This is a genomic window from Verrucomicrobiia bacterium (assembly GCA_019634625.1).
In the GTDB taxonomy this organism is placed as follows: domain Bacteria; phylum Verrucomicrobiota; class Verrucomicrobiia; order Limisphaerales; family CAIMTB01; genus CAIMTB01.
In genome coordinates this window covers 98,585-120,171 of record JAHCBA010000005.1, presented here as the reverse complement: position 1 = coordinate 120,171, position 21,587 = coordinate 98,585, and the positions used below count along the sequence as shown (strand labels likewise).

The following is a 21,587-nucleotide window of genomic DNA, read 5'->3' as shown; positions in this document are numbered from 1 at the left end:
CGCCCCTTTCCGTACACGGGTGGAGCCGGGCCCCCAGGCCTGCCTCCACCCGATCCCTTTTCCCGCCATGAAGTCCTACCTCGACCTCCTTCGCCACGTCCTCGAACACGGTCAGGTCAAGGACGACCGCACCGGGACCGGCACCCTCTCCCAGTTCGGTGCCCAGCTCCGCTTCCCTCTCTCCGAAGGATTCCCCCTCGTCACCACCAAACGAATCCACGTCAGGAGCGTCTTCTACGAACTCCTCTGGTTCCTCCGCGGCGACACCAACGTCCGCTGGCTTCAGCAACACGGCGTCTCCATCTGGGACGAATGGGCGGATCCGGAGTCCGGGGACCTCGGCCGGGTCTATGGCGCCCAGTGGTGCGACTGGCGAACCGCAGACGGCCGCTCCATCCACCAACTCGACCAGGTCATCGCCCAGATCCGAAGCCAGCCCGACAGCCGGCGCCTGATCGTCACCGCCTGGAACCCCGGCGAGATCGATGGCATGGCCCTGCCTCCCTGCCATGTCCTTTTTCAGTTCTACGTCCTCAACGGCCGTCTGAGCTGCCAGCTCTACCAGCGCAGCGCCGACCTCTTCCTCGGCGTTCCCTTCAACATTGCCAGCTACGCCCTCCTCACCCACATGGTCGCCCAGGTGTGCCGCCTCGAACCCGGCGATTTCATCCACACCTTCGGCGATGTCCACCTCTACCGGAACCACCTCGATCAGGCCCGCACCCAGCTCGCCCGCGAACCCCGTCCCCTCCCCCGCCTCCGCCTGAATCCTGACGTCCGCGAACTGCCCGATTTCCGTTTCGAAGACCTCGTCGTCGAGGGCTACGACCCCCACCCGCCCATCAAGGCCCCGGTCGCCGTCTGATGCTCCGCAGCCCCGCGACGCCTCCCCGGTGAACCCCGTTCATGCACCCTGACGTCCGTCGTCCCTGCCCGATTTGCGCCACGACGGATTCCGTCCCCTTCCTCACCAAGGCCTCCCTTCAACTCGTCCGCTGCCGGACCTGCAACCTGGTTCACGCCGATCCGCTTCCGGCGGATGCCGACGCCTCCGCCTACGATCGCCTGGGACATCCCTATTACCTCTCCCCCGACAAGCTCGGGAGCGACTACGCCGGCGTCCGCTTTGAACGCGAACTGCGCCTGCTCCGGCGCCACTGCCCCCGCGGCCGGGTTCTGGATGTCGGCTGCAACACCGGCGCCTTCCTCTTCCACCTGCTTCGCCGCTTCGGAGGCGACTATTCGGCCGTCGGCCTCGACGTTTCCCGATCCGCCCTCGACCACGCCCGCCAACGCGGTCTGCCGGTGCTCGACGGCTCCCTGCTCACCCACGACTTCGGCGCCGCCCGCTTCGACGCCATCACGTTCTGGGCGGTGATCGAGCACCTTCCCGACCCGGCGCCGCTGCTCCGGCGCGCCGCGGAACTGCTGAGCCCGGGCGGTGTGTGCCTGGCCATTGTGCCGAACCTCGATTCCCTCGCCTTCCGCCTCCTCGGTGCCCGGTACCGCTACGTGCTGCCCCAGCACGTGAACTACTTCACCCGTTCCACCCTCGACCGGCTGTTCCTCCGTTCGGGACTGGTCCCGCTCGCCCATGGCGGCTGCCACTTCAACCCCGTCGTGCTCTGGCAGGACCGGCGCCTCCCTCCGCACACCTTTGTCCCCGACGCCGAACGCGCCTCGCTCCTCCGCACCACCACCCGGCTGAAGCAATCCCCCCGGATGCAGCCCGCCCGTCGCCTGCTCGCCGCCCTCGAAAGACTCCTCGCCTTCGCCCGCCTCACCGACAATATCTGGGTCGTGGCTCAAGCTGCATGAACGAAGCCCAGACCACCTTCGAGGAGATGCTCGATCTTCCCGCCGATCCGCGCCCGTCGCCGCCGGCTGCGGCCCGTCGCTCCGAAAAGCCCGCCGCGGCCATCCCCCCGGGCACCGTCCTCGACTGGAAGGCCATCGCGGCCATGGCCGAAAACCGGGTCATCGGCCACCACAACGGCATTCCGTGGCATCTGCCCGAGGATTTCCGCTGGTTCAAGGAATGCACGCTCGGACAGATTGTGGTGATGGGGCGGAAGACGTTCGAAAGCCTGCCCAAGCCCCTGCCGGGCCGGACGACCTTCGTCCTGACCCGGAATCCCAAGCTCCTCCGCGACCGCCAACCGAACCTGTTCGCCAGCGGCAAGGTCTCACGGTCCGCACTGGCCCACCGGGAATCGATGGGTCAGATGCCGCTGGCGCCCTTCGCCCAGCCCGACCTGCGCCTCATCCCCTCCCTCGACCTGCTCGCCCGCGAATCCTTCCCCTGCCAGGTCTTCATCTGCGGCGGCGCCGAGATCTACCGCCAGGCCCTCCCCTTCTGCCGGGAACTGCTCCTGACCCGGGTCCACCGCACGGTCGAAGGCGACACCCAGTTTCCCGCCTTCGAACCCCTCTTCGAGCGCGCGGCAATCCTTCGCGAGACACCCGACTTCACCATCGAACGCTGGACCCGTCGCGGCCCCGTCAGTCCTCCGCCCGGACCACCAGGTTCTCCATGATGTAGTCGCGCCGGGTGGGCGTGTTGCGCCCCATGTAAAACCCGAAGATGTGCGTCGAGTCCGGCTTGGGCGCGAACTCGACCTGGCTGAGGCGCATGTCCGGCCCGATGAACTGCCGGAACTCCTTCGGCGAAATCTCCCCCAGCCCCTTGAACCGCGTGATCTCCACACCGCGTCCCAGCCCCTTCGCCGCCTCGTCGCGTTCCTCCTCGGAATAACAGTACCGCGTGGTCTCCTTGTTCCGGACCCGGAACAGCGGGGTCTCGAGGACATGCAAATGGCCGTCGTGGACCAGCGGTTCAAAGAACCGGAAGAAATACGTGATCATCAGGTTCCGGATGTGCAGGCCGTCCACGTCGGCATCGGTGGCCAGGATCACCTTCTCGTACCGCAGCCGGTCCGCCGTGTCCTCGATGTCCAGCGCCCGCATCAGGTTGTACAACTCGTCGTTGCGATACATCACGTCCCGCTTGAGGTCCCACACGTTCAGCGGCTTGCCACGCAGCGTGAAAATGGCCTGCGTGTTGGTGTCCCGGCACGAGACGATCGACCCGGCCGCGCTCACCCCTTCGCAAAGGAACACCATCGTCCCCCGACCCTTGTTCCGCGCCTTGTCGAAGTGCATCCGGCAGTCCTTCAGTTGCGGGATGCGCAGGGTGATGGCCTTGGAACGTTCGCGCGCGAGCTTCTTGACCTCCTGCAGTTCCTTCCGGAGCTGCTGCGTGTCGAGACACTTGGCCACGATCCTGTCTGCCGTCGCCTTGTCCTTGTGCAGGTAGTGCAGCACCTCCTCGCGGACCCGGTTGACCAGGTCGCCCCGGATCTCGGTGTTGCCCAGCTTGTTCTTGGTCTGCGACTCGAAGACAGGGTCCTGCAGCCGGATCGCCACCGCGCCCACCATGCATTCCCGCACGTCGTCGCCTTCCAGCTTCCCGCCGGCGAGTTCGTTGACCGCCTTCAACAATCCCTCGCGAAAAGCGCTGAGATGGGTCCCGCCGTCGCTGGTGTACTGCCCGTTCACAAAGGACCAGAAGGTCTCCCCGAACCGGCTGTTGCTGTGCGTGAAACAGAACTCGAGCGTCTTCGACGTGAAATACAGCGGCGCGTAGATCGCCTCCTCCTTCACCTCGTCCAGAACCAGTTCCAATAGACCCCGCCTCGACAGATACTCCCGCCCGTTCCAGACCAGCTTCAATCCGCTGTTGAGATAGGCGTAGTGCCGCAACCGGTGGTCGAGGTGCTCCTCCCGGAATTCGTACGCCTTGAAAATCTCCCGGTCCGGCGTGAACCGGACCAGCGTTCCGTCCGGCTCGGAGGTCTTGCCTTTGCGTTCCGCGGCCAGGGTTCCCTGACGGAACACCGCCTCGACGTACTGCCCCGACCGGTGGCTCCGTACCAGGAAGTCCTCGGACAGCGCATTCACCGCCTTGGTCCCCACCCCGTTCAGTCCCACCGAGAACTGGAAGACCTCGTCGTTGTACTTCGCCCCCGTGTTGATCCGGCTCACGCACTCGACGACCTTGCCCAGCGGGATCCCGCGCCCGTAATCCCGCACCGTCACCTCCGCCCCCTCGATCCGGATGTCCACCGACCGCCCGTGGCCCATGATGTATTCGTCCACCGCGTTATCCACCACCTCCTTCACCAGGATGTAGATCCCGTCGTCGTAGTGCGTCCCGTCGCCCAACCGGCCGATGTACATCCCGGTCCGCTTCCGGATGTGTTCGATCGATGACAACGTCTGGATCTTCCCCTCATCGTATTGGTGGCTCTTCGAGGACGACATGCTTCGAACGCCACTGTCTGCGTGCCCCCGGCATCGTGGCAACGCGATTCCATGAACCGCACCCACCCATCGGGCCGTCCCCACGGAAATCCCGTTTGCGCCGCCCCGACGTCCCTCCGAGAATGGCGCCCATCGATGGATGCCCCCGGGCCCACTGACACCGACAGTCGTCCCCACGCCCTGCCCCTCCCCACCACCTTCGGGGGCGTTGCGGCGCTGGCGTCCGGCCCCCCAACCCGTCTGCGCATCTGGCAGACCCTCATTGCCGCGATCTCGGCGGGCATTCTGGTGTGGGCCTTTCAAGCGACCTGGGGCCGCGCCCTCGAGCATGCTGCGGCCTCCCTCCCGGCGAGGGGGGAAATCCGTCAGGGTGCCCTGGTCTGGGAACATCCGGCCCCGCTCGTCCTGCATCAGGGGGCGTTCCTGAGCCTGGTGATTGATCCCCACGGAACCCGCGAAATCGGCCAGGCCGCCGATGTCACCCTCAGTCTTGAAGCCTCCCACCTCGGCATCCGGTCGCTGTTCGGCTGGACCCAGGTGCCTTACCCACGAAACGGACGCTTCTCCCTCTCCCGAACGGAGGCCTCCGCCCAGATCGCAGCCTGGCGTACCCCCCTGCTCGCGCTGCTCGGTGCCCTGATCGTCCTCGGACTCGCCATCGCCTGGCTGGCCCTGGCCCTCCTCCACACTCCGATCCTCGCCACCGCCGCGTTTCTAGTCGGACGTCCCCTTTCCCTTGGCGTCGCCTGGCAACTGGCGCAGGCGGCCCTCCTGCCCGGCGCCCTCCTGATGGCGGCGGCCGTCGCGCTTTATGCGAGCCGGCAGTTGAGCCTGGTCGGCCTGCTCGTGGCCCTGCCCCTGCACCTCGTGGCCGGTTGGATCTTCGCCGCCGGGGGCGCCTGGAAGCTCACGCGCCCGCCCGCCTCACCCCCGGCCAATCCGTTTCGCCCCCCCGATCCGGAACCGCTCCCCGCTCCCACGGACGCCGTCGCCCCGGAGAACCCATTCATATCCCCCCGATGACCGAGTCCGCACCCCCGCAGACAGCGCCTGCCTGGCGCATTTTCGCCATTCCCGCCCTGCTGGCACTGACAGGCTACCTGCTGCTGTACGGATGCGACCGTCACCTTCGTACGCGTCATGGACCTTGGGAGGTCACTTTCCTGACCGAGGCTACCGGCACTCCCGCCCTTCGCATCGCCCACCCGAACCTGGGAATCCCCGCGGTTACCCTTCGTTTCCCTGAGGAGCGTCTCGATCCGGAACCGCCCTCGCTTCCCGACACGGTCCGCTTCGATCAGCCACGCCTGCCGGTCCCCTTCGGCGCGACGGTCTTCGATGACCTGATGTACCTCCCGGGCACGGTGGTCCTCCATTGCTTCGGCCACGAAGTGCAGCTTCTGCCACGAGCCCTCTACCTGAACCGCCGGGAACATCCGTGGCGCGAACTCGCCACCGTGGACCTGCACGCCGCCGACAAGCTCCCGTCGCTCACCCCCGCCCCAACGGGCCGCCGCCCGTCCGTGCCAGCCGCTAGTTCACGAGCGATTCCCGGTACTGACGATACCCGTCGTCGCCAAGGGCCTGACGCAAGCCCCGCTCCCGCTCCCGCTCCAGCTCCTCCAGGCCCGCCTGTCGCTGCCCCGCGTTGAGCGCCGTATTGTTCAACACCTCCCGCCTCCGGCTCTCGTGGGCATTGAGGATCTCGTAAAAGGCCAGTACCCGGTCGTCCGGTAGCCCCGCCCGTCGAATCGCCAGTTGGGCCTGCCGGAACAAGGGGTACCGGCCCACCAGGTATCGCTGATACCGGTCCGGGGCCAGCACCTCCCGGATCGCCTCCTCCCGCTCCCGCTCGAACCTCTCCCGCTGACGCGCACTCAGGGAATCGATGGCGCCGTACTCCAGTTGCAAGCGGTGCTCCAGGGCGTCCACCGCCCGGAAGACCCCGCGAAATTCCTCCGGGGTCGGCTCCAAACCCGCCAATTCGCGCCGCAACCGGTTCGCATTGTGGGAATAACGCAGGAGGAACTCCTCCAGCTCTTCGCTCGTCAGGATTTCGGCCAGGTGAACCCTTGTGAAGTCCCGCAATCGCGCCATGTCGCCCTGGTTCAAGAATACCCCCTCGGACTGGCGCGCATTGAAATACCCCTGGTGCCGGTCCAGCGAGCGCGCGCAGATCTCCTGCACCCGGTTGTACTTGTCCCGCGGCAACGCCCCCAAAACCGGCCCCGACAGCGGCACCACGATCGGCACCTCATCCACCCCTTCGCCCCCGTCCTCCGCATCCTCGCCCAAGTGGCGTCGCACCAGCTCCGCCCGTTGCGCCCGCAATTGGGCGTACTGGTTTCCAAATGCCGGATCCGTCGCCGTGGGAGGCTCGGCCTTCCACCAGGGAAAATCGCCGGCCACCGCCTGCGAAATCCGCCGCTGCAGGAGCCACTCGTCCGCGTCGGCCAGCACGATCAGCCGCACCCGCTCCGGAGGACAACCGGCCGCCCGAAGTCGATCGAGGTAAGCCGCATACGCCCCGGTCTCCAGCTCCGCCCAACCGATCGTCCGTCCCGCGCTTTCCCCCCCGACGTCCCCAGTTGTGCCCGCGCCTGCCCCTCCGCAGATCAGGACCCATCCCACCACCAGTCCGCCGAGCCGACTTCTCCAGGAACGATACGATGCCTGCACGTCGTCAAGATTCCCGCGCCGCCCCCGGCGCACAATCGCAAATTCCAACAGGGTGAACGGTTTGACTTGAATTGCCCGCAAACCTAGAGTCGCAACCGATGTTGGCCGCCGAACTCAAGCCCGCGCAGGGAGGGCCTCCCCGGTCAAGCCCTGCGACGACAAGCAGGGCTTGGCGGGAGGTCTCCGATCCCCTGGCACCGTTCCTGGCCGACGTTCGCCGCTTCCTCGAGGCCCAGGTGGCCACCTTCGAGGAGGAAGTCGCCGAAGGCGCCCGCTATGCCCTCTCCGCCAGTGGCAAGCAACTCCGGCCAGTCCTGGTGGCCCTCAGCGCCAGGGCGGTCGGCAGCCTCCAACCCTCCCATGTCACCGGCGCTGCCATCGTTGAACTCGTTCACCTTGCCACCCTCGTCCACGACGATGTGATCGATGCCGCCGGGGTCCGGCGCCAGTTGCCCACGGTCGCCGCCCGCTTCGGGAATCGAACCGCCGTCCTGCTCGGCGATTGCCTCTTCGCCCACGCCCTGAAACTGGCGTCGGGCTATCCCACCACCGACGTCTGCCGCGCCGTCTCGGCGGCCACCAAGGCGGTCTGTTCCGGGGAGATCCTCCAGACCCTGCGCCCCGGTCGTGTCGATCAGCCGATCGAGCAGTACTTCCGGATCCTCCAGCTCAAAACCGCCGAACTGTTCGCCCTCGCCTGTGAGATCGGAGCCCTGCTGGCCACCCATCAGGCCGCTCATCGCACCTCGCTCCGTCGCTTCGGCCTCGAATTCGGCACGGCCTACCAGATCTTCGACGACTGCCTCGATGTCTTCGGCAACGAGCAGACGGCCGGAAAAACCCTCGGGACCGACCTGGCCAACGGCAAAGTCACCCTCCCCATCCTGCTCGCCTACCAGCGGGCCAGCCCGTCCGACCGTCAGCTCATCGAACGCTTCCTGGGTGGAACCGCGCCCGCAGCGCCGCCGGGAATCCGCCCCGTCCTCGCCCGCTACGGCGCGGCCGCCGCCTGCCGCGATGTCGTGGACGCGCATCTCCACAGTGCCCGGTCCGCCCTCGCCTTCCTCGGCTCGTCGGACGGGTCGTCCGCCCTTCTCGCTCTCACCGTCCACCTCGCCGATCAGGCGGCTTGCCTGGTTGACTCCTGAAACGCCATGTCGAAACCGTCAGCGACTGCACCCGCCGTGTCGCCCACGCCAGGAGGCAACCCGCCTCCGCCAGTGGACGATGCCATGCTTGTGCAGCGGGCCAGGGCCGGAGACCTGGATGCCTTCGGCGAGCTGGTTCGGCGCCATCAGGAGCGGGTGTACGGCACCGTGTACCACATGACGGCCAATCACGAGGATGCCGCCGACATCACCCAGGAATCGTTCATCAAGGCCCACAACGCCCTTCGCGGTTTCAAGGGCGACTGCAGCTTCTTCACCTGGCTGTACCGCATCGCGGTGAACCGGACCCTCAATTTTCTCAAGCAACGACGCCAGCGGGTCGTCCACCTCAGCCTTAACGACCTCGACTTCCAGGCCGAACACGATCCCGAAATTGTGTCCCTCATCTCCGACCGGACGCCCCGCCGTGACATCGACCTGGGAGAACTTCAGGAAAAGTTGAACGCCGCCCTGCTCAAGCTGTCGGAAGTGCATAGAATGGTGGTAGTTCTGCACGACATCCAAGGGCTTCCCCACGAGGAAATCGCCACCATCATGGACTGCAACCCGGGCACCGTGCGATCGCGGCTGTTCTACGCGCGCCAGCAACTCCAGGCTTACCTGTCCGATTACCTCCAATGACGATGGTCCCCAACCCCGACGAAGCCAATCGACGTCTCCTCAGTCTCCTCGCGCTGAAACGGCACGAGACGCCTCCGCCCGGTTTCTTCGATCTGCTGCCCCATCGTGTCCTCGTCAACATCCGGGCGGGCTCCCGGACCCCCGAGATCCCGTGGTGGGAGCGCCTTTGGCACAATGTGCGCCATGAACCCCTCCTGGCCGGCTCCTACGCGGCACTGGCGACCGGTGCCCTGATCTTCGGAATCAGTGTCTTCCAGGTGGCCACCGAACCCGCCGGTCCTTCCACGCCTCTTGGGGGCTTGGAGGCCTTCGCGATGGATGGCAGTCCGATCAACGTTTCCCCCTTTGCTTCCGCGGTGCCCTCGGGAGTCATCTACCGGGTCTCTCCCGCAACCTACGTCGGGGAATCATCCGTGATGCCCCTGCCGGCGAACGGTCTCTTCGCCGCCCCGGCATTCGATCCCTACCCGGGCCCGCAACGTCCCGCCAACGCCCCGTAATCTGCCCCGTGATCTTCCCGTAAGAGGTCGTCGATGGCCGCGGGTGTCCGGCCGCGACCGGAAAGATCAAGGCAGCCGCGCCCGATCCGGAATCTCCACCGCCGTCTCCAGATCGAACTTCAGCAGGCTCGAACCTTGCCGCTGCCGGACCGTCGCCAGCGCCTTGTTGTAATCCGCCAGGGCCCGCGTTTCGTCGCGGCGCGCCTGGGTCAGGTCCCGCTGCAATCGCAGCACCTCGAAACTGGTGCTCTTCCCGTTCGCCAGCTTCTTCTCCTCCGCGTCCAGGGCCTCCTCCGCAAACTGCCGCGCCGCACGCGTGGCCCCCACCCGCTGAAAGCTCGATTCCGCCTCCTGGATCGCATCGTGCACGCCCACCATGATCTGCTGCCGGGCCTGTCGCAGCCGCAGTTCCGCCTGGGCCTTCTCGTCCTTGCTGATCCGGAAGTTCTCCCGCGCCCGCCGGTTGCTCAGGGGAAAACTCAGGACGGCCCCGTAACTGTGCCGGGGCGCCGACCCGTCGAGAACCTGGCTGTACGAATCCCCGATCGACCGTCCCGAAGCATCGGCCCCCTGCCACCCGAACGCTCCGAACACATCCAGTTGCGGGAACAGCTGGTTCCGCGTGTACCGCGTCAGCAGGTTCCGCCGCTCCATGTCGATCACGAGGGCCAGCAGGTCAGGCCGCAGCCGGAACGCAAGGTCCCAGGCTTCCTCGACATCCAGTGCCTGCGGCAGGGCGTCGAGTTTCTCCGCCGGCACAATCTCCACCCGGTGCCACTCCTGGTAGTTGTCCGTCAGCAGGTTCTTGAGGATGTTCCCGGCGAAGTTCACCGCCCGCCGCGCCTCGATCACCGCAGCCTCGCTCGCCGCCATCTGCGCCTGCGCCTGCCGCTCGTCCAACTGCGCCATCGCCCCCACCTCCACCCGCTTCTTGTTCTCCTCGTACAGCTTTCTCGCCAGTTGCAGCGCGATTTCCGCACTCACCACGTTCTCCCGCGCCGCAATCAGGTCGTAGTACGCCTGCTCCACGCTGCTCACCGTGTTGATGATCTGCAGCCGCAGGTTCAAATCCGAAATCCGCAGATCCCGCCTCCGCAACCCCACATTCAACCGCGTCCCGTCGATCCAGAAGTTCCGGAGCAGCGGCTGACGCAACTCCCCCACCGCAAACTCCGCCTGCGCAAACGGCGACTGCGTCATGAACGGATCCCCCGTGATCGGGTCCCGCAATTCCTGCCGGTCCAGCCGGTCCCCCGCAAAGGTCGAGATGCTGTAGCTCAAGCCCCCGGGCGCCAGACCGGACAACGAGGCCGAGAAGTTGTCCGACTCGCTCTCCCGTCCGCTGAACGGTCCGCGATCGTCCACGCCGCCCGGCGACTGGCTGTAACTGTGGGAACCCCGGAACGTCACCTGCGGATCGTAGTCGCCGTACACCAGCCGCAACCGCGACTCGGCGATCAACGGCGAATACCGCTCGATCTGGATGTCCAGGTTGTGCTCCAACGCCATCGCGATGCAGTCCGCCAGGGCAATCGGCCGCTCCACCGCCGCCGCCGCCACCGCGCGCCCCGACATGCAGGCGACCATGAACACCGGCAACCACCTGAGAAGGACCAACGTGCTGCGCATCGCGGCGCCAGCCTGTTCGAACCGCCCCGCTTCGTCAAATCCCACGCGGACGCTCGAGCGCCTTCCCCATCCGGCAGGACGAACTCCGCAAGTCCCCCCCCCCTCCCGCTCCCCACTCATCCCCCCAAGAGCAGCCCCGCCATCGCCGCGGTCAGATACGATGCCAGAACCCCGCCCACCATCGCTCTCAACCCCAGCGCGGCCAATTCCCCCCGCCGTTCCGGAATCAGGGCCCCAATGCCGCCAATCTGGATCGCGACGCTCCCGAAATTCGCGAATCCGCACAGGGCGTAGGTCGCAATCACGAAACTGCGCGGCTCGATCTCCGGTCGTTGGGCCGCCAGGGTGGTGTACCCCACAAACTCGTTGAGAATCACCCGCTCCCCCAGAACCGATCCCACCGTCACACAATCCTTCCACGGCACCCCCATCAGCCACGCCAGCGGCGCATTCAGCCATCCCAGCACCTGCTGAAGCGTCACCGGCTGGACCACGCCCAACGGCCGTTGCGCCAGCCCGAACAGGAAATTCGCCAGGGCCACGATGGCGACAAACGCGATCAGCATGGCCAGCACGTTCAACGACAGTTTCATCCCTTCGCCCGCCCCGCGGCACAGGGCATCGATGCTGTTCGCCGCCTCCCGACCGGTCGCCAGCTCCGCCCCCTCCGACGTCTCGCTGGCCTCGATCTCAGGCAGCATGACCTTGGCGACAAGCAGCGCCGCCGGCGCGCTCATGACCGATGCCGTCAGCAGGTGCCCCGCCATGTTCGCCTCGCCCGCCTGCACCCCGAGCGTGACATACACCGCCCCCACGCCTCCCGCGATGGTGGCCATGCCCCCGGTCATCAGCGACAGCAACTCGCTCCGCGTCATCCCACGCAGATAGGGCCGCACCACCAGCGGCGCCTCCGCCTGCCCCACGAAGATGTTCGCCGCCGCCGCCAGACTCTCGCTCCCACTGGTCCGCATCAGCCGCCGCATCACCCACGCCGCCATCGCCACCACCCGCTGCAGCCAGCCCCAGTGGTAAAGCAGTGCCGACAACGCCGCGACCACGATGATCGTCGCCGTCACCATCACCGCCACGATATGGACCTGGGTCGGACCGAAGGCGCCGCCCAGCGATTCCCCGTCCGCCAACGGCCCGAACACCATCCGCGCCCCCTCCCCGGCGAACCCCAGCAGCCGGTTGAACGCCCGCTGCGTCCACGCGAACACCCACAACCCAGCCTCGGTCCGCAGAATCACCAGCGCGAAACAGCCCTGCAGCGCCAACCCCGCCACCACCGTCCGCCATGGAAACGCCGTGCGCCGCAGCGACAGCAGCCACGCCAGCCCGATGAACGCCGGGATCCCGAGAATCGCGACCAGATTCTGCATCCTGATCCTGAACCGGGTGCCGAAAACCCGGACGACCCCACGGCCCCATCACAACGGCCGATCGCCCCCGCTCGTGCAACCCTGACCAAGGCTCGCCCCCTCCCACCCCGCGATGCAAGCGCTCACCCGCCCCACCCTGCTTCACCCTTCGGAGGGACGAGCTCCGCGAGTCCTCATCCCAGCGGCCCGGTAGGGCGCGCCTTTCGGACGGCTGACACGATGCCGTTCCGCCGCCCCTCACTTCCCCTTCGCCGCCGGTTTCGCACGGAGCGGATAGAGTCCCGGACAGATCCCGAAGGTTTCGTGAAACGCCGCGCTGAAGTGGCTCAGGCTGTTGTAACCCACCTCGAACGCCGCCTCGGTCACGTTGTATTCCCCGCTCCTCAGCAGTTCCGCCGCCCGATCCAGCCGCAACCGCCGCAGGAACTGGCTCAGCGACACCCCCATCTCCCTCGAAAAAGTCCGGCTCAGGTAGCACGGACTCACCCCCACCTCGCGCGCCAGTTTCCCGAGCGACGGCGGTTCCGCGAGGTTCCGTTTCAAGATGCCGATGGCCTCCGCCACCCGGTCCCGCTGCAGACGCAATTGACGCTGGCAGAACAACTCGTCCGCCGCCGGCGCAAAGCAGCACTCCACCAGCACATCCAGCGCCCGCGCCTCGTACCACAATCGTCGCGCCGCCCGCGGCACCGGCGGACTGCGCAGGGCCCGCACGAGTTCGAGTTGACGCGGATTGAGCCGTTCCACCCCGCCCACACCCACTTTGCCGGGTCCCTCCTCGACCAGGGCCCGCACGACCGGATGCAGCCGCTCCGCCGATGCCGCCAGCCGCGTCCGCAGGAAGGGACGGGCCAGTTCCACCGTGAGAAACTGGTGTCTCCCTCCCGCCTCGCGCCTCGCCCTCAACCCCGCTTCCCCGGGCACGTAGAACCCGCAGGTCCCCGGCGTCAGTCGCAGGCTCGACCCGTCCCCGGCCACCGTTCCGTCCCCGGCCAGGTTGAGGCAGATCTCGAGGCTTCCCGGATGAAAACTCGGCGCCCAGTCAAGGCCCTCCCGTTCCATCTCGAAATCGTGCCACTCGAAACTGAAGCCCAATTCGTGGAACCCGCCGAACAACGGGCACCAACCCCGACCCACACGCGCCCACGCCGCCGATTCCCATCGGCAACCTTCCTCCCCGTCACCGGAGTCCGAACGGTCGGCGCACACCCCGTCTCTCTAACCCGTCCCCGCCCGCGCCGCTTGCTGTCGCTTGTCCCAAATTGTCTTCCGCTTGCGCCCTTCGTGCCGCCTCTCCCACAACCCCTCACGGCACAGTTACCCGTCCGTCAACCCGCCACCCAGGTACGCCTCGTAGGCGCTCAGGTCCAGGAGCCCATGACCGGACAGGTTGAACAGCAGCACCCGCGATTCGCCAGACTCCCGGCAGCGCTTCGCCTCGTTCACCACCGAGGCAATCGCATGCGCCGACTCCGGCGCCGGCACCAGCCCCTCGCTCCGGGCAAACAACGTGGCCGCCTCGAACACCTCGGTCTGCTGGTACGCCTCCGCCTCCATCAAACCCAGCTTCAGCGCGTGACTCACCATGGGCGCCATCCCGTGGTACCGCAGTCCCCCCGAATGAATCGATGGCGGCATGAACCGGTGTCCCAGGGTGTGCATCATCATCAACGGCGTCATCTCCGCCGTGTCCCCGAAATCGTACCGCAACTCCCCCTGCGTCAGGGTGGGACAGGCCGACGGCTCGACGCCGATGACCCGGTACGGCTTCCCCTCCACGATCTTCCTCCGCAGATACGGAAACGCCAGACCCGCGAAATTGCTCCCGCCCCCGCAGCACCCGATGATCACGTCGGGCTCCTCCCCGGCACGCTCCATCTGTCGCAGCGTCTCCTGCCCGATGACCGTCTGGTGCAGACACACGTGATTCAACACGCTCCCCAGGGAATACTTCGTGTGCGGATGGGTGGTTGCGTCCTCGATGGCCTCGCTGATCGCAATGCCCAGGCTGCCCGGACAGTCCGGATCCTCCGCCTGCAAACGCCGGCCGTACGCCGTCTGCCCGCTCGGACTCGCATGGACCGTCGCGCCCCACGTGTGCATCAGCATCCGCCGGTACGGCTTGCTGTCGTAACTCACCCGCACCATGTACACATTGCATTCCAGCCCGAAGAGACGGCACGCGAACCCGAGCGACGAACCCCACTGCCCCGCCCCCGTCTCGGTCGCCAGCCGCCGCGTCCCCGCCAGCTTGTTGAAGTACGCCTGCGGCACCGAGGTGTTCACCTTGTGACTCCCGGCCGGACTCACCCCCTCGTACTTGTAATAGATGCGGGCCGGCGTCTGCAGCGCCCTCTCGAACCGCACCGCCCGAAGCAGCGGTGTCGGACGCCACAGCGCATAGATCTCCCGCACCGGTTCCGGAATCTCGATCCACCGCTCCGCACTGATCTCCTGCTCGATCAGATTCCTCGGAAACAACCCCTCCATCGCTTCCGGCGTCAGCGGCTCCCGCGTCCCCGGATGCAACGGCGGCGGCAACGGCTCCGGAAAATCGGCGTTCAGGTTGTACCATGCGGACGGAATCTCCGCCTGGGTCAGGTCGAATCGCGTGGGGCCACTCATGGATGCATCGCCTTGCCGTTCATCCTTCAAGGGCCGCCCCCCCCTGACCAGCCCTACCGTGCCATTTCCCCACCAGAACTTGCCCTGCCGGCGCCCGGCCCCCACCGGTCCGCCATGCCGCCTTCATCGCCGCCGGTCCGGGGCTCACCGCGGGGATGGAGGAACGGCCACGCCTCCCTGCCCGGCCGCACCCACCAGCAGATCGAGCATGGCACGGTCGGCTTGCCGCCCTTCCAGGGGTTCGTACTCCACATCGCGCCGGTTGGAATCGAGGGGGCCGAAGCTCCCGCCGAAATTCCACAGGGCCCAGCCCAGGCCGGCCCGGCGATAATTCGCCAGCATGTCGCGCATCCAGGCCAGAGCCACCGGGTGCGGGGTCTGATGATGCACACCCCACTCCCCCACCATCACGCCCACCCCGCGTTCCCGCAGCTCGATCCAGGGCTGGATCGTTTCCCGCCACAGCCAGTCGCGTCCCAACGCCTCCGGGTAGCGGAACGGTTCCACCGTGTCGCCATCCCGATACTCGACGGTGCCGACCTGGCGTTCGCCCCAATCCATGCTCCCGGGCCGCAGCACCACCTCGACCGCACCCGGCCGTTCGGGAAGCAATCCCACCTCCCGGAAGGTCAGCCAGTCGCCGTCGGTGTTGGCAACGGTCACCCGTGCCGAACCGGCGGGGATCACGGCGGTGTAGTCCCGCCGGTAGAAATTCTGATAGCTGTTCCATTCCGGTCGATGCACCACCTCGGCCCATTCGCCTTCCCCCGCCCCGGGCACGAAAAGCTTGTCGAGCAGAACGGCGTTGTCGGCCCGCACCACCAGCCGGGCGCGTGAGGAGACCTGGTTGACGTGCACCCGAAGGCGGGTGGGCACCGGGAAAGGTCCGGCCAGGACGAGCGGGCTCTGGTATTCCTGTTTCATGGAACCGTACAGGTGATGATTGACACGCGAGGCGGGCCAGACGGGAACCGGCCAGGAATCGGACCCGGTCACCCAACTGGCGCGGTAATGGGTGAGCCCGAACGGCGCGTAACCGCGGGTCGCCTGGGCCACCCGCAGGGGGATGAGTTCGGGGACGGGCATGCGCCCGTACTCGAGTCCGTCGGCAATGATCAGGCGTTCGGGATCCTCCGCCCGGATGGCGGCAACGAGACGGGCCACGACATTCGAATACACCAGGGCGGACACCCCGTGGGGTTCGTTGAACAGGTTGAAGCTGACGTGGGAATTCGGACGGCCGGCGTACCGTCGGGCGAGGGTGGACCAATGCAGTGCCGCCACCCGTTGCGCCTCGGGATCGGTGAAGAGGTCCAGCGGTTCGGGCGGCGACGCGACAGTGAACCCGGCGATGCGGTGGAAATTGACGCACACATGAATGCCGTGGCGCTCCCCGTACACCATGACGCGGTCCAGGTCCTCAAGCGCCGCGGACGAGAACTCGGTCCAGTTGGTGCCGACGATCAGAGTGCGGTAGTCGATGGGCAACCGGACGAAATTGAACCCCAGCCGCGCCAGGAGCTGAAACTCCGCCTCCTCGAACGGCCGGGTGGCCCAGTCGCGATGAAACCGGTTGAGCAGGTTGAAACCGCGCCACTCCGGCAACCGGTCCCACGAGGCGTCCGGCAACGGAGCCGGCCGGGCAGCCGCCACCGGCGAAACGATGAGGGCCAGCAGGGCACCAACCACGGCGAAACAACGCGACGACATGCGGTCACTCTAAGGATCGACCGGCACCCGCAAAGCGAATCGTGACGAAAGCGACCCGCCATGAATCCACTCGCAGATGCCCCCGGTGCATCCCGGAGTTGTGGGTGAAGAGGCAGCGAATCGGAGGGACGAGCTCCGCGAGTCCTCAACCCAACGCTCCACACCGTTGCGGCCTCGTGGAACTCGGCCCTCCGAAGCGCCGCTTCGCGGAGTTCGCACCTCGACCGACAACTTCAGAACTCACGGGTATCCCCGTTCACGCAAGCCATGTCCTGCAAATTCACCATGAACCGGTGAAAAAACGTCCGTGATCCGGCGACATATCGATGAGCCCCTCCGGCGCGCCCTGGGCGATACTCCGGTCGTCCTCCTCAACGGGGCCCGCCAGACCGGTAAGACCACTCTCGCTCAGGCCATCGGCCAACGTTCCGGTGCCACCTACTTCACCCTCGACGATGCCGCCACCCTCGCGCTGGCCACCGCGGATCCGACCGGGTTCATCCGAAACCTTTCCGGACCTGTCGTCCTCGATGAAATCCAGCAAGCCCCGGACTTGTTCCCTGCCATCAAGCTGGCCGTGGACCAGCATCGAGTGGCCGGCCGCTTCCTGCTGACGGCGTCCGCCAACGTCATGATCCCGCCGCGATTGTCGGAATCGCTGGCCGGGCGGATGGAGATCGTTCCGATTGGGCGACCGGGTGCTTCCATCAGGAGATCGACTCTGGCTCGTGCCCTTGCCGTCCTTGTGGCAGCCATGACTCCGCTCCATCGCCCGGCCGGTCGCGGAAGAGACAAAGCCGGCTGCCGCCCGCCCCGGGACGCCGTCAACGCCGTGGCGCCGGAGGCAGCACGATGCTGTCAGGAAACGCGGCGTACCATGTGAACCAGTACGCCTCCACCAGCGGAACGTCGACGGGTGCTCCCTCCGCCCCGTGCACCTTCACCCGGCCGCGTTCCGACTGGATCTCCACCGGCCACGGGAATCCCGGCAGTTCCATGCGTTCACCCTCCAGCCAGGAAAGCACCTCCACCGGCACACAGACCGCATGCTCCCCGTACCGGAAACCCGCCACCGGCTGCATCGGCGGCAGACGGGGGTCCTCCCGGCTGACAGGTGCCGATGGTGACTCCACCTGGAAGCGTCCCTGGCCACGTTCCATCGGTCCGGTCCGATAAAACCTTCCTTGCCGCGCGTCCCCGACCAGCACCTGGGTCGCGGGATGTTGCCGCCGCCAATCGCCCCATCGAAGCACGGGCGCCGGGACGGCCGTCAATCGCACCCCGGAATGCAAACCCTCGATCGCCACTCCGCCCAGTTGATGCCAAAGGCTTCCCGTCGCCCGGTCGTACATCACCAGGTTGCACTCATAGACCGCCCCCTCATTGCCAAACGTGGCCCGACGCCTCCCGACGCGTGCGACAAACGCGACCGCCGACGCCGACCATGGACAATACGTCACGCAGATCGGTTCGGAACCGAACCGGTCGTTCACAATCTCCCGCTGCGAGAGGATCCAGAGTGGATACGCCCGCGCTTCCGAACCGCGAACCACCCCGATGACCCAGTCGTCGTCCTCCAGTCCCGACGTGTTCGGTGCCGTGGCCGCGAACACCGGATCGGTCACCGCCGGAATGGCGTCCCGCCCCCTGGCCGGATGCAGTTGACCCCCCGCGTTGGCAACCATGAACGTCCGGCCCCGGGGCACGAGGCCCGGAACGGCAATTCCGGATCGCACCATTCCCACGACCGCGAGCACCGCCACGCCCGCCACCCCTCCCAGTGCAACCCACGGCCGCCTGGAAATCCGGGCGCGAACTTCATTCCACCCGCGCACCCACCAGGCCGGTCCGGAAACCCTGGTTGCCGTCGATGCTGACGTCCCCAGTTCGCGTTCGGTCCTGGACCAGATCGACGGCCAATCCACCCCCTCGCAAACCTGGAACCGAACCCGGTAATACACCGCCGGACAATCCCGGCGCGCGCAGTAGCCCATCTGGAGACGGCGTTGCTTCTCCGTCAACCCCTCCGCTTCCGCCGATCCGGGTCCCGCCGCAATCAGGTCCTCACCGGACACCTCGATGCCGCACGAAACACATGAGCACGACATCGACCTCCTCAAAACCCCGGCCATCGCCGGGCCGCCCATTCCCGACTCCCCGAAGGCCGGCGCCATGGCGCCAACCAGTCGCGCCAGCAATCGAATCTCAACCTGCTGTTCCATGCTCGGTTCAACGGCTCGCAACCTCCGGGTCCTTCGGCCGGTACCAGATCCAGTCACGTGTCGGCTCGTAGGGATACAGAGGGTCGTCCCGCAACGCCCGGGTGAAATTGTGAAACTTCACATGACCATCCACGAACAACACCGGCGAATAGAACGCCGGCGGAGCCACCACCGGATCGTGGTAGGTCGAAGCCCCGCGAGCCCGGTGCCATTGCACCCAAACCGCCGGTTCCCCCGCGCATCCCCACGGCCGCGCCGGCGGCTCATACATCGAAATATAGCGTGATGGCTCGCGAACCCAGTTCTCCGCCTTGCCCGCCATCCCGTCCTCCGGATCCTCCTGCGGCTCCCGCGTCGCCGCCACCGTGAGCCTGGTGAACTGTCCGGCGTTGTAATTGTAACTGCAACCCAGCTCCTCCCACTTCCGGTCCGGCATCCCGGGACAATCCGCGCACGCCTGCCACGGTACACCGCGATCCCGCGGACACTCAAATGTCGCCTCCGCGGGCACGTACGGATTCAGGGGACGCAACTCCTTCGGCGCATAGATCGTCATCGGGTGATCCTCCGTCTTCTGCATCGCCCCCCCCATCGTGTACCGAACGTCATACGTTCGTATCAACCGCCCCGTGACGGGATCCCGACGCTCGACGCGCGAAGGCGGGTAATGGGACCGGTAATCCTCCATGTACAGGCGTATGCCGATTCCGATCTGCCGCAGATTGTTGATGCAGGTCGTCTCGTGCGCCCGTTCCTTCGCCTGACTCAACCCCGGCAACAACAAACTCGCCAGGATCCCAATGATCGCAATCACCACCAGCAACTCGATCAGCGTGAATCCACGCCGTGTTCTCGTCTTCATAAGGGTCGATTCCGGATGACACACGACCGCCCGGGATCCGCCGCACTTCGCCACTCCACCCCAACACCATCCCGTCGCGAACCGCTTCTTCTGCCGGGCGTTGATGTTCTCGGATTACATTAGTGCGTAACGGAGGTCAAGCCTTGTCTTCCAGCCGGCAGGAATGTCGGTGAGGAGGCAGCCAATCGGAGGGACAAGCTCCGCGAGTCCTCAGCCCAACGCACCCCATCGTTGCGGCCTCGTGGAACTCGGCCCTCCGAGGCGATGCTTCGCGAAGTTCGCGCCTCTCCCCACAATTCCGGGATGCACGGCCCTCCGGGCCAGTTCGCAGTGTGGCATTGGCCCACGCCCGCGGTTCTGGTATCCGAATCCCGGCCCTGATAGAAGTTGCCCCCTCCGCCCTGCCCAACCCCTCATGCCACCGGACATCTTCCCGCCCCACCCAGTCCCGTATCCACGGCGCCGTCCAGGGAGGGTCTGGATCACCGCCCTGGCCTGCATCGTGTCATGGATGGTCACCGCCCCGGCCCCGGCCCTCGACCCAGGCACGGCCCTTTGGCCCCAGTTTCGCGGGCCCGACGGCGCCGGCGTCAGCGCCGACCCCAGGGTTCCGGACACCTGGTCGGCCACTGAAAACGTGGCGTGGAAGACCGACCTTCCCGGTCGCAGCTGGTCTTCACCCATCGTCTGGGGACCACGCGTGTTCGTCACGACGGTGGTGAACTCGGGCGAGTCCGAGGAACCCAGGAAGGGCCTCTATTTCGGCGGGGACCGACCAGAACCACCCGGGTCGGAACATGAATGGAAGGTGCTCTGCCTGGACCTGGAAACCGGAGCCATCGCCTGGGAACGGACCGTTCACCGCGGCCTGCCCCCCACCCCCATCCACCTCAAGAGCAGCTACGGCGCCGAAACCCCTGTGACCGACGGCCAACGGGTGTATGCCCTCTTTGGTGGCATCGGCCTGTTTGCCCTGACACCCGACGGCAACCCTGCCTGGTCCAGGCCACTGGAACCGCGCCGGATGCGTTACGGCTGGGGCACGGCGTCGTCGCCCGTCCTGCACGGCGGTCGCCTCTTCCTGGTCAACGACAACGAGGAACGCGCCGAACTGTTGGCCATCGAAGCCGCCACCGGACGCGAATTGTGGCGCGTGGACCGCGACGAAAAGAGCAACTGGGCGACACCCTTCCTCTGGCGGAACGACCGGCGCACGGAACTGGTCACCCCGGGCAGCGGCGCGGTGCGCAGCTACGATCTCGAGGGCCGGCTGTTGTGGTCGTTCTCCGGGATGTCCGGCATCGCCATCCCCACCCCGGTCGCCGGCAGCGGACTGCTCTTCGTCAGCTCTGGTTACGTGGGCGACGCGCTCCGCCCGCTGTATGCCGTCCGCCCCGGCGCCCAGGGCGACATCACGCTGACCCCGGACGAAACCCGCAATGCCTTCATCGCCTGGTCGAACCCGGTCGGCGGCCCCTACAACCCCTCGCCCCTCCACTACGATGGCCGGGTCCATGTCCTGTATGATCGCGGGCTGGTGAGCGCCTTCGAGGCCGCCACCGGTCGCTTGCTCTACGACCGCGAACGTCTGCCCCGGGGTTTCGCCTTCACCTCCTCCCCCTGGGCCGCCAACGGACGGGTGTTCTTCCTCAACGAAGACGGCGTCTGCTACGTCCTGCGTGCCGGCGACAGCTTCGAACTGCTCCATACCAACACGCTGGCGGACGACGACATGTGCATGGCCACACCCGCCCTGGCCGGGGACCGGTTGCTGATCCGCACCTCGGCCCGCCTTTACTGCCTGCGCACCGCCCGTCCGGAGGCCGGCCGCGGGTCCACAACAAACCCCCAGTAAAACCAGTTGA

17 protein-coding genes and 1 pseudogene are annotated in these 21,587 nt (G+C 66.7%); 9 read left to right on the top strand and 9 right to left on the bottom strand.

Features of this window, described 5'->3' with window-relative positions; all coding sequences use genetic code 11:
- Nucleotides 1–67: 67 nt before the first annotated feature.
- Genes KF833_04675 through KF833_04665 form a run of 3 tightly spaced genes read left to right on the top strand, consistent with a single transcriptional unit; the run spans nt 68 to nt 2,537 of the window.
- Nucleotides 68–865, top strand: a complete 798-nt coding sequence (locus KF833_04675) for a thymidylate synthase (protein ID MBX3744581.1) — start codon at nt 68–70, stop codon at nt 863–865.
- Nucleotides 866–906: 41 nt separating this feature from the next.
- Nucleotides 907–1,818, top strand: a complete 912-nt coding sequence (locus KF833_04670) for a class I SAM-dependent methyltransferase (GenBank protein MBX3744580.1) — start codon at nt 907–909, stop codon at nt 1,816–1,818.
- A 26-nt stretch (nt 1,819–1,844) separates the two neighbouring features.
- A complete protein-coding gene (locus KF833_04665) occupies nt 1,845–2,537 on the top strand; it encodes a dihydrofolate reductase (protein MBX3744579.1) in 693 nt (230 codons plus the stop codon).
- Here KF833_04665 and KF833_04660 read toward each other — a convergent pair.
- A complete protein-coding gene (locus KF833_04660) occupies nt 2,503–4,323 on the bottom strand; it encodes an ATP-binding protein (protein MBX3744578.1) in 1,821 nt (606 codons plus the stop codon). The genes KF833_04665 and KF833_04660 overlap by 35 nt on opposite strands.
- A gap of 135 nt (nt 4,324–4,458) precedes the next feature.
- Here KF833_04660 and KF833_04655 point away from each other — a divergent pair, with 135 nt between their 5' ends.
- Nucleotides 4,459–5,346, top strand: coding sequence for a hypothetical protein (locus KF833_04655; GenBank protein MBX3744577.1), 888 nt, complete (start codon nt 4,459–4,461; stop codon nt 5,344–5,346).
- Nucleotides 5,347–5,856: 510 nt separating this feature from the next.
- Here KF833_04655 and KF833_04650 read toward each other — a convergent pair.
- A complete protein-coding gene (locus KF833_04650) occupies nt 5,857–7,002 on the bottom strand; it encodes a hypothetical protein (protein MBX3744576.1) in 1,146 nt (381 codons plus the stop codon).
- 98 nt (nt 7,003–7,100) lie between these two features.
- Here KF833_04650 and KF833_04645 point away from each other — a divergent pair, with 98 nt between their 5' ends.
- Genes KF833_04645 through KF833_04635 form a run of 3 tightly spaced genes read left to right on the top strand, consistent with a single transcriptional unit; the run spans nt 7,101 to nt 9,292 of the window.
- Complete coding sequence (locus KF833_04645; protein MBX3744575.1) at nt 7,101–8,150, top strand: polyprenyl synthetase family protein; 1,050 nt, start codon at nt 7,101–7,103, stop codon at nt 8,148–8,150.
- A gap of 6 nt (nt 8,151–8,156) precedes the next feature.
- Nucleotides 8,157–8,792, top strand: a complete 636-nt coding sequence (locus tag KF833_04640) for a sigma-70 family RNA polymerase sigma factor (protein MBX3744574.1) — start codon at nt 8,157–8,159, stop codon at nt 8,790–8,792.
- On the top strand, nt 8,789–9,292 hold the full coding sequence (locus KF833_04635) for a hypothetical protein (protein ID MBX3744573.1): 504 nt from the start codon (nt 8,789–8,791) through the stop codon (nt 9,290–9,292). The genes KF833_04640 and KF833_04635 overlap by 4 nt, the downstream gene beginning before the upstream one ends.
- A 66-nt stretch (nt 9,293–9,358) precedes the next feature.
- Here the strand turns inward: KF833_04635 and KF833_04630 are convergent, their stop codons facing one another.
- From KF833_04630 to KF833_04610, 5 genes are all read right to left on the bottom strand, one after another.
- Entirely contained in the window at nt 9,359–10,966 is a 1,608-nt protein-coding gene (locus KF833_04630; GenBank protein ID MBX3744572.1) for a TolC family protein, read from the bottom strand.
- 71 nt (nt 10,967–11,037) lie between these two features.
- The gene (locus KF833_04625) at nt 11,038–12,303 is read right to left on the bottom strand and encodes a Na+ dependent nucleoside transporter domain protein (protein ID MBX3744571.1); all 1,266 of its coding nucleotides are present in this window, start codon (nt 12,301–12,303) and stop codon (nt 11,038–11,040) included.
- Between the two features lie 237 nt (nt 12,304–12,540).
- Complete coding sequence (locus KF833_04620) at nt 12,541–13,365, bottom strand: helix-turn-helix transcriptional regulator (protein ID MBX3744570.1); 825 nt, start codon at nt 13,363–13,365, stop codon at nt 12,541–12,543.
- Nucleotides 13,366–13,620: 255 nt separating this feature from the next.
- Nucleotides 13,621–14,928 (bottom strand): TrpB-like pyridoxal phosphate-dependent enzyme, encoded by a 1,308-nt coding sequence (locus KF833_04615; GenBank protein ID MBX3744569.1) that lies wholly within the window; start codon nt 14,926–14,928, stop codon nt 13,621–13,623.
- Nucleotides 14,929–15,072: 144 nt separating this feature from the next.
- Nucleotides 15,073–16,638 (bottom strand): cellulase family glycosylhydrolase, encoded by a 1,566-nt coding sequence (locus KF833_04610; GenBank protein ID MBX3744568.1) that lies wholly within the window; start codon nt 16,636–16,638, stop codon nt 15,073–15,075.
- 307 nt (nt 16,639–16,945) lie between these two features.
- Here KF833_04610 and KF833_04605 point away from each other — a divergent pair, with 307 nt between their 5' ends.
- Entirely contained in the window at nt 16,946–17,521 is a 576-nt protein-coding gene (locus tag KF833_04605; GenBank protein MBX3744567.1) for an AAA family ATPase, read from the top strand.
- Here KF833_04605 and KF833_04600 read toward each other — a convergent pair.
- Together KF833_04600 and KF833_04595 are read right to left on the bottom strand one after the other, a co-directional pair.
- Nucleotides 17,463–18,860, bottom strand: a complete 1,398-nt coding sequence (locus tag KF833_04600; protein MBX3744566.1) for a DUF3179 domain-containing protein — start codon at nt 18,858–18,860, stop codon at nt 17,463–17,465. The two genes, KF833_04605 and KF833_04600, sit on opposite strands and share 59 nt — an antisense overlap.
- A gap of 673 nt (nt 18,861–19,533) precedes the next feature.
- Nucleotides 19,534–19,722 (bottom strand): annotated as a pseudogene (locus KF833_04595) (type II secretion system protein).
- Between the two features lie 511 nt (nt 19,723–20,233).
- On the opposite strand from KF833_04595, the gene KF833_04590 reads away from it, so the two are divergent.
- Nucleotides 20,234–21,577, top strand: coding sequence for a PQQ-binding-like beta-propeller repeat protein (locus KF833_04590; protein ID MBX3744565.1), 1,344 nt, complete (start codon nt 20,234–20,236; stop codon nt 21,575–21,577).
- Nucleotides 21,578–21,587: the final 10 nt, after the last annotated feature.